This window comes from Granulibacter bethesdensis CGDNIH1, assembly GCF_000014285.2.
GTDB classification, from domain to species: Bacteria; Pseudomonadota; Alphaproteobacteria; order Acetobacterales; family Acetobacteraceae; genus Granulibacter; species Granulibacter bethesdensis.
The window spans coordinates 1,872,995-1,889,712 of the sequence record NC_008343.2 but is presented as its reverse complement, the minus strand read 5'-3'; the positions used below and the strand labels follow the sequence as shown (position 1 = coordinate 1,889,712).

The following is a 16,718-nucleotide window of genomic DNA, read 5'->3' as shown; positions in this document are numbered from 1 at the left end:
GCTCACTTGCAGGGGAAGCTTTCCGTCAGGGCCTGTTTCACCCACGGGGCGGCGGCTTCGGTGGGGTTTTCCTTATGGGCTTTCAACCAGTCCAGCACGCGGGCCTTGACCTGCGGCAGATGGGCTTCGGCAGGGATGCACACTTGTTTCGCATCGCTGGCGGCGTCGGCGATTCCGGCGATATAGCCGGTGCAGTCGCGCTCGTTTTTTGCGCTGAGGCAGGAGTCCAGCAAGACTTTCCGCTTCAGAAAATCGGCGTGCGCCGGGGTTGAAAAGCCCGACAGGCCGATCGTGACGGCCGTGCAGGCAAGAATGCCACCGAACAAAATAGCCGGAAAACGGCTCATGACTTGATCTCCACGCGAAAGCTTTCGATCACGGTGTTGGCCAGCAGCTTGCGGGCCATATCCTCCGCGGTCTGACGGGCGCGTTCGGGATCGGTCTCGGCCAGTTCAAGTTCGATCACGCGCCCGATGCGGACTTCGCCGACGCCGGAGAAACCCAGCGTCTGAAGAGCATGGCCGACGGCCTTGCCCTGTGGGTCCAGCACGCCGTTCTTCAGGGTGACGGTGACCACGGCCTTGGTGGGATGGCTCATTGCTGTATCGCTCATTGTTACTGCATGGTCTCCGGACCCTTCATGTCCCGGCTGCCGGCTTCCGGCAGGATACCCAGGCGCTTGGCCACTTCCTGATAGGCTTCCTCGACCCCGCCCAGATCGCGGCGGAAACGGTCCTTGTCCATTTTCTCGTTGGTCTTGGCATCCCAGAGGCGGCAATTATCGGGGCTGATCTCATCGGCCAGCACGATGCGCATTTCCTCATTTTCCCACAGGCGGCCGAATTCCAGCTTGAAATCGACCAGCAGAATCCCGACGCCCAGAAACAGGCCGGAGAGAAAATCGTTCACGCGCAGGGTCAGGGAGACGATATCATCCATATCGGTGGTACTGGCCCAGCCGAACGCGGTGATATGCTCTTCGGCGACCATGGGGTCGTTCAGCGCATCGTTTTTGTAATAATATTCCAGGATAGAGCGCGGCAGGCGAGTGCCTTCCGGGATCCCGAGGCGGCTGGAGATGCTGCCGGCGGCGACATTGCGCACGACGACTTCCAGCGGGATGATCTCGACCTCGCGGATCAACTGCTCCCGCATGTTGAGGCGGCGGACGAAATGGGTCGGGATGCCGATCTCACCCAGACGCTGCATCAGATATTCGCTGATCCGGTTATTCAGCACGCCTTTCCCGGTAATGATGCCTTTTTTGGCTCCATTCCCGGCGGTGGCATCGTCCTTGAAATATTGCACGAGCGTGCCCGGTTCGGGCCCCTCGAACAGGATTTTGGCCTTGCCCTCATAGAGCTGGCGTCGGCGTGCCATGGCATGACTTTCAGCGACGGTGTGACGAACCACGCCCCCCGAACCGGGCGACGCGCGCCGGGTATAGCAGCATGCAGGGCATCGGGAAACATCTGTAACGCCCTGTTCCTGTGTCATCGCCATGCGTATCATGGCTTCCTGCGGTTCGGGCGGCGGGGGATGGTGCGGTTGTTCATCTGCCTATGATTTGTTCTTGCTCATGATGGTCAGGCCGGTGGTAAGGCAAGGTCAGGGTATTTCATGTCCGGTGGATAGTCTGATCCTGCTCCGTTTAGCACAAATCATGCTGACAGGTCATGTGCCCGGCCTGGACCTATTGTAGGTTTAATAGGTGCTTCGGTGCAGTGATGAGCAGCTTCTAAAGTGACGATACGGTCGATTTGGCAGGCATGCTTTATGCAGTGACACTTATGTCGATCAGGCCAGTCATCATGGTGTGATGAGGATCATCACCGCGAACGGCGGCAGCTATAGGCTCAGTTTTGGCAATGATGGCATAGCGGCTTGTATGTTTCTCGCGGAGCGAAATGCGGTCGAATCTAAATTATAAGATTTTTCTTGTTATTTTTAGACAGATTATGAGCAATATAAATAGTAATAGAAAGTAAATAAATTTAATTTAAAATACAAAACTTGATTATTTTCTTATCATATCATAATTCGCAAAACAAAATGTTTGAGAAGTGAAATGATACAGAAAATTAGATTCATTGCGATATTGGCTTTATGGGGAATGCTTTTGCCATTATCCCTTCTGGCCCAATCTAATCAGATAAAATCTCCCTCTGATTCTGTGGCTCCTGCATCGCCTGCTGCGCCATCGCCTTCTTCTGCCCTACCCCATGTGGTGGCCCAGATTTTTGGTGACTGGATCTATCGTTGTCAGGCCCCGGCGGATACAGCAAACAAAAATCAGCATCCTGTTTGCGAGATTGCTCAGCAGATGTTGCTCAAGCAGGGAGAAAAGCTGGTTCCCATCATGACACTTGCCTTAATGGCAGAAGCGCCAGGAAAGCCTTATACTGCGACCGTGGTTGCACCATTGGGTGTGCAGTTAAAATCTGCCCTGACTTTGTCAGTTGATGGAGGACATACAACTGCCCTTGATTATCAGTTCTGTGATAGCCGGGGTTGTTTTGCACGATCTATGATGTCTCCATCGTTTTTGTCGCAGTTGAAGCATGGCAAGCAGGGGCATATCCACATTGTCATGAGCAATGGACGTGGTGTGACGCTGAATTTTGTCATGAACGGGGTGGCGGAAGCATTGGCAGCCTTTGAGAGTGGGAAGGCGCCGGTGCCTGTTTCTGCTGATTCATCTGCCAATACTGCCGCAGCATCTTCTGCGCAGGTTACCAAACCATAAGACTTGAAATTCCTGCTTTTCTTGAACTGTGCTTGAAAAGGGTTGCTGTATCATGGCGCCTTGTTACCAGAGGCTGGCCGTATTTCTGGCCATGAGCTTCTTGTCAGTGTACTCGACCAACACGCAGGCACAAATTGTTCAAAATGGATCTTCTCAGCTTATCAGCAATACGCTCGACCAGCAGCAGAGAGGGAGAGCGCAGGATCGTGAACGGGAGTTGCAGCGTATCGCGCCGCCGGATGGGGACGTAGAACTGCGTGTTCCATCGGCTGCCGTTCCATCGGGGGGAAATTGCATACAGGTCAGCCGGATTGAAGTAAAAGGGGCTGATCATCTTCCGCCATGGCAGCAGCAGGCGCTGGCTGCCCCTTTTACACAAAAATGTCTATCTTTGGTTGAGCTTGATAAGCTGATCAATGCGTTTAACAAAGCTTACATTGATTCCGGATTTGTAACGTCCAGAGCTTATTTACCACAACAGGATTTATCATCCGGTACTGTCAGGATCGTGGCTGTGGAAGGCCAAGTTAACAGCTTTATTTTTAAAGGACAAAAATCTTCGTGGCACGAAAAGGGAGCGTTTCAAGATCTTTCTGGAAACATCCTTAATTTGAGAGATCTGGAGCAGGGTCTGGAGCAGATGAACCGTCTGCCCAGCTGGGATGCCCGGATGCATATTGAGCCTGGTAAAAAAACCGGTACCAGCATTGTGGTGATAGAAACCCCTCATAATGGCTGGCTGCATGGTGCCGCGTGGGTCGATAATTATGGACAGCAGTGGACTGGGCGGAATACTGGTCATCTGTTGTTACGTGCTGATGATCCTTTCGGTATGCTTGATATCTGGTCTGTGGAGTATGATCATTCCGTATTTCCACTTCAGCATTCGCGTAACAGTAGTTACGCAGCGTTTGATGTTTCCATTCCCTATGGATACTGGACAGCTTTTCTTGATTGGCGTTACGCCAGCTATACCTATCCTTTGGTAGCGCATAGTGACACTTTCAAGCTGGCTGGTGATACACTTACCTGGAAGGCAGGCTTGAGCCGTGTATTGACACGGGGACAAATCAGCAAAACGACCCTGGAATTTTCCTATGAGCTTAAGCAGGTCAAGTCCAGTATAAATGATGTTCAGTTATTTACTGCCAGTGAAGACTTGGCTGCCCTCTCAGCCAGACTCAGTTACAGCCAGCGGATGTGGGGTGGGCAATATTTTCTGACAATAGGTTTGCAGGGAGGTCTTCCAGGTCTGGGGACATCTCTGGAAATTAAAAATCCAACTGATACCGATCCACATGCTGTCTATATCAGGCCAAGCATTGATATCGACATTTACCAGCCGCTTCCATTACGTGCCCGCCTGCACAGTTTTATACATGCAGATTATGCAAATGCGCATCTATATTCTCAACAAGCTTTACAGATTGGTGGCATTTATACAGTCAGAGGCTTCGTCAATGTCAGCCTGATCGGTGATCATGGTTCTTATGTACGTAACGACATTACATGGAACCTGCCGCGTACAGGTTTAAAAAACGTTGATATACTAAGCGGAAAAATAGAAGCCTATATAGGGCTTGATGCGGGTTGGGCAGAGTCAAATGCTGCATTGTCACAGACTAACCAGTCGCTTGTCCGTGGTGGAGTGGCTGGGGCGGCATTCGGCTTTCGAAGTCTGAGTGGTCCAGTATTTTGGGATGTTTCGGCACAGCATGCGCTTGCAGAAGGGCCTCTTGGTCATGATGGATGGGTCTGCGCGTTTCAGGCTGGAGTAAAATTCTGATGAATAACCGACACATCAGAAAAACAGGCGATAAAATGAATTTTTCTATTTTTGTGCTGTTGTCAATTTTGACAGAATTTTCTTCGCATGTAGCCGGGATTGGTCGGCGTTTTATCGCATTCTGTCTTAGTATTGTGCTTGTACTTGAACCGGTTATGGCGGATGCTCAGCGCATCGTGGTTGATGCCGGTGCTGGTGGCGCGTTGCCGACACTGGATACAACTGCCAATGGTGTTGCGCAGTTGAATGTCGCAACACCTAATGCAGCAGGATTGTCTCATAACCATTTCACTGAGTTTGGTGTGGCACCTTCAGGTTTGATCCTGAATAATGCAACAACAGCCACGTCAACCCAGTTGGGAGGGATTGTATACGGTAATTCGAATTTACAGGGCCGTTCTGCAAAGATTATTTTAAATGAAGTCACAGGGAATGCCGCTTCCCAACTGAATGGATTTACCGAAGTCGCGGGCGCTTCAGCTGCTGTGGTACTGGCAAATCCTAATGGTATTACCTGCTCAGGCTGCGGTTTTATAAATACACCCCGTGTGACACTTTCTACAGGCACTCCTTCTCTTGGAGCAGATGGATCTCTGAAAGATCTGTCGGTAAGAGAAGGGACAATAGCTTTTGTCGGTAAAGGTGGTAATTTTACAGAGGTCCCAGTTCTTGATATCGTCAGCAGGCGTGTAACGGTCAACGGTCCTGTCCACGGGCAGGCTATTTTGCTGACGGCTGGTCAAGTCAACTATGCCTATCCTTCAGGAACGGCAACAGCAGCCTCGGATGGTTCTCTTGCGCCGCAATTTGCAATTGATACAGCGGCGATGGGAGGAATGTATGCCAATCGGATTCTGATGACTGTTACAGAGGCAGGAGCAGGGGTTCGAATTGACGGCAAAATGGCTGCCAATGCAAGCGATCTGATCCTGACGGCAAACGGTCAGCTTGTTTTAAAAGGATCTTTGTCCGCAGCGGGTAATATTGCAATCTCTACACAAGGTATTGATGCATCGCCTGCCGCCAGCATCCAATCAGGTGGTAATGTTCAACTGAACCAGAATGGGTTGTTGAATAATGCAGGTCTTATCGCTTCAACGAAAGAGTCTGTTTCAATCGAGGCAACTTCTTTTAATAACAACGGTACAGTGCAGTCATATAAAAAGGCGAATTTTCAGGTTGCACAGAAAGCCAGTAATGTTTCTGGTGGAAAAATAATTACAAATGCCGGTGATCTGGTTTTCTCGGTTGGTAGTCTCAGTAATGCAGGAACAATTGTATCTGGTTCAGGCTCATTGCAGGTCCAGTCAACAGGGGATGTATCCAACAATGGTGGAGTTCTGGCAGCTGATACGGGATTGACAGGTCATATTAACGGAGTGCTCGACAATACAGGTGGTCAGCTTGCTTCTGCATCTGGTGCAGTGATACTGGATGGAGGTTCAAACAATCTTCCCCTAACGGCAGTCGTTAATACAAATGGCCTCATTCAGGCACGGAATGGGGATATCAGGTTGGAGACGCAATCCTATGCTGATGCAGGCAAAGGTATAGCGACTGCGTCAGGATGGATGGCGCTGCTTTCAACAGAAGCGGTGTCAATTCAGGGACAGGTTATTGGCGGCTCCGGTTTAGTATTGAGCGCAGGTGGTCCGTTGCTCAATGCCGGTATGTTGGGTGCACAGGCCGGCTCTGTGACCATCAAGTCCGGTGATATAATGAACACAGGCAAGATTGATGCTGCCTCTGATAAGCTGGCCATAGCAGCGAGTTCGCTTGGTAATGCTGGTAAGATCAGTGCAGCCGGCACCACTATTGTGGACGTAAAAGGTGCTCTGAATAATAGCGGCTATATTGAATCTGGATCTGATTTACATATTGCTGCAAATGCATTGGCCAGTAATGGATCGATTATTAGTAATAATGGTTTTTTAAATATAAAATCCTCTTCTTCATCTAGTAATGCTGGCGGGATATTGCGAGGACAAGCCGGTGTTTCGCTGATGAGCAGCGATACGTTCGATAACACAAATGGACAGATTGTGGCAGTATCCGACAGACTGCTCTTGAATGTGGCTGGTCTGTTGAATAATAGCAACGGTATCATTAAGGCGGATGCAGGCGCTATTTCTCTTACAGCGTTGTCTCTGGCAAATAGTGGCCAGATTGAATCGTCTGATGGCCAAACATTGATGCTGTCCGGCCTCCTGAGCAATAAATCATCTGGTCTGATCAGGTCACAGAAGGAAGCTTTGTCTGTATCAGCTGGTTCTGTGAACAATGCAGGACAAGTGACTGCTCCGAATTCTTTATTGACACTGTATACGGCTGGCACCTTCAATAATGCAGGCGGCGGTCTGAATGGTCAGACTGGTGTGACCCTGAAAAGTGGAGGTGATTTCAATAATACAGGCGGCAAGCTTGAGGCGAAGTCTGGAGACGTCAGCGTTCATGCTTCTTCCTATACAGATGGTGGGAGTGGTCTGATCACTGGGTCTGGCCAGGTATCGCTGGATACGGTCGCTGGATTTTCCGTTGGAGTAAAGGGTGAGATAACCGGTGATACAGGTCTGCAGCTGACGGCTGGCGGCGCGCTAAGTAATAATGGTGTGATCGGTTCTCATAGTGGATCGGTAAAGATTATTGCCGGGGCAAGCGTTAACAACGGCCAAATTGCTTCTGCTGCAGGCACTATTTCTCTTACAGCGTTGTCTTTGGTAAATAGTGGTCAGGTTGAATCATCTGATGGCCAAACATTGATGCTGTCCGGCCTACTGAACAATGAATCATCTGGTCTGATCAGGTCACAGAAGGAAGCTTTGTCTGTATCAGCTGGCTCTGTGAACAACGCGGGACAAGTAATTGCTCCAAACTCTTTATTGACGCTGTATACGTCTGGAACCTTCAATAATGCAGGGGGAACGTTGGGTGGTCAGACTGGTGTGGCCCTGAACAGTGGAGGTGATTTCAATAATACAGGCGGCAAGCTTGAGGCGAAGTCTGGAAACGTCAGCGTTCATGCTTCTTCCTATACAGATGTTGGGGGGGGTCTGCTCAGTGGATCTGGCCAGGTATCGCTGGATGCGGTCGCTGGATTTTCCGTTGGAGCAAAGGGTGAGATAACCGGTGGTACAGGTTTGCAGCTGACGGCTGGCGGCGCGCTGAATAATAATGGCATGATCGGAGCACGTGCTGGCAATGTATCTTTTTCTATTGGTAAAACTGTTACCAATACAGGTTCAGTCATAGCCGAAACGGGATTATTAGGACTGACCGCAGATGCATTGAGGAACAGTGGAAAATTATCTGGTGCACAGGGCGATATATTCCAGATCGCCGGTGTGCTTGATAATACGAATGGTCTTGTCATTGCAGAGCACGGGAATATTTTAATCGGCGGAATGCATTCAGGAAGTGCAACAGCGCAGATTATCAATAATGGTGTTGGCATAGTTGAAGGTATTCCGACAGGGGGTGTCATTGCTGCACGCCAGGGAACTCTAACCCTTAATACCGGTACATTTGTTGGAAATGGGGCGTTGTTTTCAGCGCAGGACATGGTGCTGTTTGTCAGTGGAGATATTACCAATGCTGGCCAGATTGCAGCGGGACCTCTGACACTGCAGACCGGTGGTATATTGAAAAATGAGGGCACTATTGAGGCTGCCAGCGGCAACTTGATCGTTTCAGCAGCGTCTCTCATCAATCATGGAACGATAGGAACACAATCAGGAAAGTTTGACCTGAAATCAGGGGCAATCATGAATAAAGGTATCATGATTGCCGTCTCCAATGATGTGTCGTTGAATGCGCAGTCTCTGCTCAATAGTGGTCAGATCGCTGCTGGTAAAGCAGCTGATATAAGTGTGGCTGATAAAATTGAAAATGCTGGTTCTGGTCAGATTGCAGCATTGGGAGGAAACCTTCAGTTTAATGCAGCCTCTCTTTCCAATACGGCAACAGGAAACAGTACTGGTCTGCTGAGTACGGGTCTCATTATCGGGAAAATCTCTGGAAATATCAGCAATACCGGAATGATTTATGGAGTGTCCGGAGTAACTCTGTCTATTGGTGGTACTCTAGATAACAGCAATGGTTCTGTAACTGCCCAGACCGGCAATATAATTTTGAAGGGCCTGACAGGTTCCGTCACGGCTGCCATACTCAACAACGGGGGACAAATACAAGCCTCTGACGGTGATATCAATATTGCGGCTGCCTCGTATAGTGATAATGCGAGTAGTATCGTTAGTGCCAAGCATACATTGGATTTCTCGGTGTCTGGCCTGGTTTCTGTGCAGGGTAATGTCAGTGGTGGGACCTTTGCCCTTTCTGCCGGAGAGATAATCAATAGCGGCATGGTGGGGGCTTTGCAGGGGCCGGTTACCATCTGGGCAGGTAATATAACGAACGATGGATTGGTGCAGGCGGCAGCGGGTGATATCACTTTGCAGGCCACAGCCTTGGCGAATAAAGGACAGATTGTTGCAAGTGGTCAGCAAGTGCTGGCCGTGTCTAATATGCTTAGTAATACTGGGAGTGGATTGATTTCCGCCAAAGGTGGAAATCTTACAATATCTGCCGGGACATTTAATAATACAGCTGGCATAGTGAAGGAAATGCCAACCGGTTTGGCAGCTCTTGGTATATTGTCTTCCATGGTGAAAGGTGATGCTACCAACTCGGGTCTGTTTTATGGACAGAGCGGGGTATTGTTTGGGGCAGGAGGAACTCTTCACAATGATGGAGGGATTGTGGCCTCAGACAAAGGCGACATTACCTTGCGGGGGCTTGCAGGTAATACCACCATGGCAGCCATTACGAATAATGGTGGTAGTATACAGGCGAATGCTGGAGCTGTTTCTATCATAACAGGCAGTTATTCTGCGGATTCTGCTGGTCAAATCAGCGCTGGGACAGCATTGAGTATGAATGCTGATGGTCCCGTTGTTACAGCTGGTCCGTTGGCTGGTGGTTCGAATGGTTTGAATCTGAATACATCCGGCCTGTTGACTATTATGACGGGTGCTACGATTGGGTCCAAATCTGGACTGGTAAGTTTGATAGCCAGGGATCTAGATAATCAAGGTAGTCTTGTTGCACAGAATGGCAGCTTGAATCTTGTGGCTTCAGGTAGTTTAAATAATAACAGTTCTATAACAGCAAGTGGAATTCTTAATCTGGATATTGGCGGTCTGTTTTCAAATAACGCTCCCGGAACAATTGGCTCAGTCAATGATACAGTCACGGTGCATGCTGGAATTTTTAATAACTCTGGCGCCTTATCATCAGGTACAGGGCTATTCATAACTGATTCTGACAATGTAACCAATACAGGAACCATTCTGGGTAAGACTGGATTGGTCATGAATGTTGCGGGAATTGTTGAAAACAAGGGAATAATTGGTACTACGACAGGTGATATTTGGTTGGCCGGCATTGGAAATGCTGCAATGGGAGGCCTCATCAACTCTGCAGGCAATATCCAGGCTAATGCCGGTAATATCACTATTAATACAGGCTCGTATTATGACGAAGGCCTTGGCCAGGTAAGGAGTAGCCAGTCGGTTGCGCTGCTCACTGAAAAATCTGTCTCTATCGGTGCAGATGGTGCACTTGTCGGCGGTCAGAATTTGCTGATCACAGCCGGCGACAGTGTGGTGAATGGTGGATTGATCGGGGCGAAAGATGGCAGCGTCAGCGTGACGGCAAAGGGGGCGGTCGTCAATAACAAAAATATTCAAAGCGAAGGGACATCAAAAATGATGCTGGAAGCAGCATCATTGAACAATAATGGATCCATTATTTCTTCTTCAGGTGGTTCTGTACAAGTCTCTGGCAAGCTGAATAATTCTAAAGAGGCAAATCTGGTTGCGGTGCAGAGCGATCTCACTATCAGCGCGGGATCACTTGTTAATAATGGTTCTATGGGAGCAGGGGGTGTACTCAATGCAACCCTTTCTGAAGATCTGTCTAATTCCGGGATGATGGTTGGCAAAACCGGTGCTACAGTGCAGATTGATGGTACATTGAGCAATGCAGGAGGTAGTATTATTGCTCTTGCTGGCTCTCTTACGATCAAAGGTTTGCTCAATTTTTCAATCGGGCTCCTTAGCAATGCAAATGGCAGTATTCAGGCAGGTGATGGTGATCTGATAATCAATGCCGCTGCTCAATCGGGGTTGGGAAAGATCAGTGCTGCAAATAATCTGTTCTTGAATTTAAAAGGTGATTTCAAGGCAGAAGACTTTGCAGGGGTTGCATCTGGCAAGGATATATCTCTTGATGTTGATGGTGCGCTGAGCATCTCTTCCGGTCAAAGCATTGGTGCGAACGCACAACTTTCCATATCTGCAAATTCCTTGATCAATGCAGGTGGCCTTTTTGGCACAACAGACATGAATCTGTTGATTAAAGGTGATATTTCCAATACTGGATTGATATATGGTTCTACGGGGCTGAATATTGGCCTGGATGGTACCCTGTCTAATAATCAGGGTGCCCTTATCGCAGAAAATGGCAATCTGACGATTGGTGGCAGGAATGCTGGAAGTTCTGCAAGCGCCTTATTGAATCACTCTGGACTTATTCAGGCAGCCTCTTCAAATGGTAATGTGACTATTGATGCTCAGAGCATTACGAATGATGTGGCTGGTGGTGTGACGCAGACATCAGGGATTATTTTTCAAAAACTTTACGCAGCCAATCAAACGCCACCGGCGGTAGATCTCAGTAATTTCAAATCATCATCTGATATCAGTCAATATTGGACAAATGTTAAACACGTGTACGTGCCCAATCCTATTGGGGCAGGTGGTGTCTGGTTTGCGCTTTATGATCAAAGTGCACAATCCGGGATACTTGTTGAAGGAACTGGTGCGAGCTACGTACGGAATGCTGCAGCGGCTTTGATCAGTGCAGGTGGAAACCTGACAATCAATTCCAGCAACGGTATCACAAATGATGCCAGCCATCTTTCGGCGGGTGGAGATATCAACCTGACGGGAGGCAGCCTGAATAATATTGGCTATCAGGGAAGTGTTAAATATACGACGACCTGTACGGGTAATGACAGCTGTCGTTCGGCCTTACCGCTTGTTGATCCGTTACCCTCAAATATTCCGATGCCTGGGTGGGTTATTGGTGCGGGTCATCCCGTTGTAGCGGCAGACTGGTTTAATGCTGCAGGACAGAGCGTCACCGGCTCCATTATTGCTGGTGGGAATATCAGCGGCGATTTCACCGGGACAATTACCAACGAGACAAAAATTGCTCAGGCCATGCCATCGCAGATGCTGGGATTTGGCGGGTCAATACCATTGCCATCGACGGCAGCAGCACCGGCTGGCTCTAATGGTGCCGGGAGCTTCATCTCTAATGGCAATGGAGGGCTGGGGTCGATGGCGACTTTGCCGGGCGGTCTGTCTTCCACGACTGGAGGCCTGCCGAGCGGAACAGTTTCCTATACGGTGCCGGGTGCCTCGAATTCGTTGACGCCTACACAGGGAGGGGGCGGTGTTTCTGCTGGTAATCTGTCCATGCAGGGGGCCGGATCTGTCGGAGGCACAGCTTCTTACTTGCCAGGCATAAATCAGGGCGCAGGGAGCTGGGGAAGTAATGGCAATGCAGTCGTTATCAAGCAAGGTGCGTCGTCTTCGGCTACAACGCCTCAATTCCAGCCTGTCTCCACGAAAAATACTGCGTCCTCTTCTTCTGCGACGCAGTCTTCGTTCAGCAGTGTTGACGGCCCGAGCACGGCGCAGATCATTGCCTCTGTGGCGGGGGGTAACGCTTTGTTTATCCCCAATCCTTCTCCACAGGCACAATATCTGATTGAAACGAATCCGAACTATTCGACATTCAAGGGTTTCTACGGTTCCCAGTATCTGCTTGACCGCTTGGGCGTAAACTCACAGACAACGCCTCCTTTTCTGGGAGATGCGTATTTTGACACGCGTTATATTGCCCAGCAGGTATCGGATGCCACAGGCCGTGCGACGCTGAGTGCGGCATATAGCACGCAGCAGGCACAAATGGTTGCACTGCTGAACAATGCGGCCAGCCAGTCTCACTCACTTGGATTGCAATTCGGTGTTGATTTGACACCGGAGCAGGTCGCGGCACTGGATGATGATATTGTCTGGTATGTTCCGCGGACTGTGAATGGAAAAATAGTTCTGGTTCCTCAGCTTTATCTTGCTTCCGCCAGCCGGGATAAGGTGCTTACTGATGGTGCGGTGCTGGCCGGTAAAGATGTTACACTGAAAGCGGCAGGTCTTTATAACTCCGGCACGGTCTCGGCATCGAACAATCTTTTAATTTCTGTAACCGGCGACATCATCAATAATGGCGGCACGCTGAAAGCGGGGAATGACATTCTGCTTCAGGCGGGTGGCACGATACTCAGCACCAGCACGACACAAAGCTGGCAGACGATGGGTGGCTCTATTGAATCCCTGAACCGTGTTGCCTCCATTGTTTCCGGTGGCAATCTGACGATGAAAGCCGGGCAGGATATTGTTTCGGCAGGAAGTGTGTTCGGGGCCGGTGGTTCTCTTGAACTTTCAGCGGGTCGCAATGTTGCTTTGGGAAGCCTGGCATTGTCGACCAAGGATGACTCTTCCTTTGGTGGCGTAAACCGTCAATTCAATCTGACGGAAAATCTCGGCACTACTCTCAGCGCAGGTAAAAACTCCATCATTTTGGCCAAAAATTCTCTGAGTCTGACAGGTGTCAAGCTGTCATCTGGCGGAGATGTGACCCTGATTGGAGGTCAATCGCTTTCTCTCGGCGCCTCGACGAATACGTTGTCGAGCACGATCTCGGGCAGCGAAAGCGGTTTTGGTAACAGCAGCGGTTTCAGTGGTCTGCATGATGTAACATTGCAGATCGGCTCGTCGATCAATGCGGGCGGCAATATGACCCTTGCTGCGGGTGATGGCGGGATTACGCTGAATGGCAGCAGTGCTAAGGCAGGCGGTGCACTGGATGCAATCACGACGGGCAGCATCACGCTGAACGCGGTGACGAGCAGCGAGACGCGAGAGGCATCAAGCAGCCATACGGGCCTGATCGATGGCCGTTCGCAAACGGTCGGCTCGTATGACGAGCATGTTCAGGGCAGCACGCTTTCGGGCGGCAGCGGTCTTTCTCTTCTGGCTGTTGGCTCGATCACCGGGACGGGGGCGAACCTTCTGAGCGATCATGGGCCTGTCAGCCTTCAGACAAAGAACGGCGATATCTCTCTGCTTTCCGCATCGGAGCGTCATGACAGCTTTGCCTCGTATAGTGAGAGCGGGGTTTCGTTTGGTAGCTCCGGGATGGATTATCACCATAACACGGTGTCGACGCGGACGGAGGCGGTTCTGTCTGTCGGCAGCACGGTGTCCGGCGATACGGTTTCGATCCAGTCGGGGAAAAATCTGACAATTGTGGGTTCGGGCGTTGTCGGCACGGGGAATGTCACGCTTGGTGCTGTAGGCGATATCTCGATCCGGAGCGCAGAGCAGACGCTGAGCATCACGGATAATCAGAACGAGAAGAAAGCCGGTGTTTTCAGCATGGGTAACAGCATGCTGCCTGTGGGTGTCGGCGTCGGTCTTCAGCAGAACAGCAACACGACGACGATAAAGCAGGTGACGAATGTCGCGAGCACGGTCGGTTCTCTGTCCGGTGATCTGACGGTTCATTCCGGTGGCGCGGTGACGTTGCAGGATGCGCATCTGTCATCCGGCGGTGACATGGCGATCATCGGCAAGAGTGTCACGTTTGATGTATCGCATGACACAACGACGCAGACACAAACACAGAAGTCCAATTTCTCCGGTTTGACGGCATCGTTGAGCGGCGTGGTCGGGAACGCCTACACCGCTGCGGCGGTTGCTGCGTCGGACCGTCCGTCGGATGCGCGTCTGCAGGCTCTGGAAGCCGGGCAGGCCGGGTATGCCAGCTATCAGGCGTATAAGGCGGTTGATGCAGCCACGTCTTCGGGCAGTAACGGTCAGCTGTTGCAGGTCGATGTCATGGTCGGCGGCTCAGGCAGTAAAGCCAATGATCGTTATTTCAGCAGCACGGCACAGGGAAGTGTCGCGGTTGCCGGTGGCAATCTGTCCGTTGTGTCGACCGATGGCGACATCACGGCGCGTGGCGCGACCATGAAGGCGGGCGGGAACGCGGCGTTTGTCTCGACCGGAAACATCATTTTTCAGTCAGGGGAGAACAGCACGCAATACAGCAACGACAATGTCTCGAAATCCGCTGCTGTCGGTGTGTATGCGGGGATCGGCACGCAAAGCACGGGCTATGGTGTTGAGGGCAGCGCGAGCTGGTCTCAGGGTGGCACTGTTGCCAGCAGCACGACGCCTGTGAACACGGTGGTGGCGGCTGGGAACACGCTTGTGCTGGTCAGCGGAAAAGACACAAAACTGGAAGGGGCTGATGCTTCTGGGAACAAAATCGTTGCGAGCATCGGCGGTGATCTGATCCTGAAAAGCATGCAGGCCACCGCGAGCGGCAACAGCAGCCAGGCCGGCGGCTCGGTAAATGTGCAGATCGGGATAACGGGCACCAGCGGCGGCTCTGCTTCTGTTGCGGCTTCGAATATCAACAATGGCTACGCTTCTGTTGTTTCCCAGACGGGGCTTTTTGCGGGGAAGGGTGGTCTGAACGTGACCGTTGGCGGCAATACATCGCTGACCGGTGCGGTGATCTCCAGCCTTGCGCCTGCGAATGATAACACTCTGAACACCGGCACGCTGACGGTCAGCAATCTGGATAATCACCGGGATAACTCTGCCGTCTCGATGACTGCGAGCGCGTCAAGCAGCGGAACGGGCAGTGGCGGCGGTGTCGCCCAAACCAGCGATAGTGCACACAGCACAACCCTGTCCGCGATCACCAGCAATGTCGGTGTGACGGTGCGGAACGGCTCTGTTCCATCGAATCTGCTGCGTCCGGATCAGCTGACGGCGAACACGTCACTCGGCACAGTCACTGGCGGTATCGCGGTGAATGGCGGCACGGCGCTGCAAACCACGAACGGGTTGCAGAACAAGTTCGATCCGCAGCAGACGCGTAATGATCTCGCTTTCAATCAGGGATTAGCAACGCTTTTTGGTCAGGTCGCCAATGAAGCTGCCGGTGCCCAAATCCGCAATGCGGGATGGAAGGAAGACAGTGCGGAAGCCTTGGCGCTGCATGCTGTGATCGGTGCTGCGCAGGGTGCCATCGCAGGAAGCGGCAGTGCAGGCAGTATTCTGGCTGGCGGGCTTGGCGCAGCGGCTGGAACGTATTCCTCGGCGCAATTACAGCGCTATTTGTGGCAGGATTATCTGCAAGGTGGTGCGATCCGTCCTGATAGCCCGGCTGGCCATGTCGTCATCCTCATGGCGAGTGCGGCTATTGGATCTGGTATAGGGGCGCTGACCGGCGCAGGCATGGGCGGTGCAGGGATCGGTGCGGTCCTGGGTGGTTCCGCAGCAGCCAGCTCTACACTCTACAATCAGGAGGAGCCTCTTGATGAAGAGGTCAATCGCCCTGTTGGTCCGAATGGTGAGCCTCTGACGGAAGAGGAAATCCTCGACGCACATAACTTCAACTTTGCTGCCAGAGAACTTGCGAAGATTGATCCTGAGAACCCTGCGCTGAAAATGCTGATACCACAGAATTATGTGCCGACCCGTGAAGATGTGGTGCGGATGCAGCAGGCGCTGGCAGAGGCAAGGAACATTAAGTCCCTCAATACAACAGCGGATGGTTTGCAGGAGCTGATCAAGAATGCGCCCGTTGGTACGGAAAACCTTTCTGCGGCCGATCAGGCAAATTTCAATGCCGAGAATAAGGTTGCCGCAGAGGCTTTGCCGGAAATTGGCAATCAAAATAATCAAGTGAAAACAATTGATGAATTGATAGGAGGCTTGAAGCCTACACGAAATACTGGCGGAAAAACGACGCAGTATGATAAATCAGGTGGCTTTGATCAGGCACTTGCTGATTTTCTTTCTTTAGGATTAAAAAATGTAAGGGTCATACATAAGGGTGATGTAAGTGCAGTGTATGTTGGTCAATTAAGTGATGGTACAAATGTTATTGTTCGACCATATAGTTCTGATCGAATAGAAGGGCATGTTAGCCGCCCGACTTTAGAGGTTCAGTATAAAAATAACTATATAAAGTTGAGATATTAAT

6 protein-coding genes are annotated in these 16,718 nt (G+C 50.9%); 3 read left to right on the top strand and 3 right to left on the bottom strand.

The window, feature by feature from the left end; all coding sequences use genetic code 11:
- Nucleotides 1-2: 2 nt before the first annotated feature.
- Genes GBCGDNIH1_RS20855 through purC form a run of 3 tightly spaced genes read right to left on the bottom strand, consistent with a single transcriptional unit; the run spans nucleotide 3 to nucleotide 1,380 of the window.
- Nucleotides 3-347 (bottom strand): Rap1a/Tai family immunity protein, encoded by a 345-nt coding sequence (locus GBCGDNIH1_RS20855; RefSeq protein ID WP_011632370.1) that lies wholly within the window; start codon nucleotides 345-347, stop codon nucleotides 3-5.
- Complete coding sequence (gene purS / locus GBCGDNIH1_RS20850; RefSeq protein WP_011632369.1) at nucleotides 344-613, bottom strand: phosphoribosylformylglycinamidine synthase subunit PurS; 270 nt, start codon at nucleotides 611-613, stop codon at nucleotides 344-346. Before purS ends, GBCGDNIH1_RS20855 begins: the two co-directional genes overlap by 4 nt.
- A 2-nt stretch (nucleotides 614-615) precedes the next feature.
- Nucleotides 616-1,380, bottom strand: a complete 765-nt coding sequence (purC, locus tag GBCGDNIH1_RS20845; RefSeq protein WP_025287067.1) for a phosphoribosylaminoimidazolesuccinocarboxamide synthase — start codon at nucleotides 1,378-1,380, stop codon at nucleotides 616-618.
- A 688-nt stretch (nucleotides 1,381-2,068) separates the two neighbouring features.
- On the opposite strand from purC, the gene GBCGDNIH1_RS20835 reads away from it, so the two are divergent.
- The 3 genes from GBCGDNIH1_RS20835 to GBCGDNIH1_RS20825 are packed head-to-tail and all read left to right on the top strand — an operon-like array spanning nucleotide 2,069 to nucleotide 16,717.
- Nucleotides 2,069-2,746, top strand: a complete 678-nt coding sequence (locus tag GBCGDNIH1_RS20835) for an invasion associated locus B family protein (RefSeq protein WP_080504506.1) — start codon at nucleotides 2,069-2,071, stop codon at nucleotides 2,744-2,746.
- 52 nt (nucleotides 2,747-2,798) lie between these two features.
- A complete protein-coding gene (locus GBCGDNIH1_RS20830) occupies nucleotides 2,799-4,532 on the top strand; it encodes a ShlB/FhaC/HecB family hemolysin secretion/activation protein (protein ID WP_050748451.1) in 1,734 nt (577 codons plus the stop codon).
- Nucleotides 4,496-16,717, top strand: coding sequence for a hemagglutinin repeat-containing protein (locus GBCGDNIH1_RS20825; RefSeq protein ID WP_043452952.1), 12,222 nt, complete (start codon nucleotides 4,496-4,498; stop codon nucleotides 16,715-16,717). The genes GBCGDNIH1_RS20830 and GBCGDNIH1_RS20825 overlap by 37 nt, the downstream gene beginning before the upstream one ends.
- Nucleotide 16,718 lies beyond the last annotated feature (1 nt).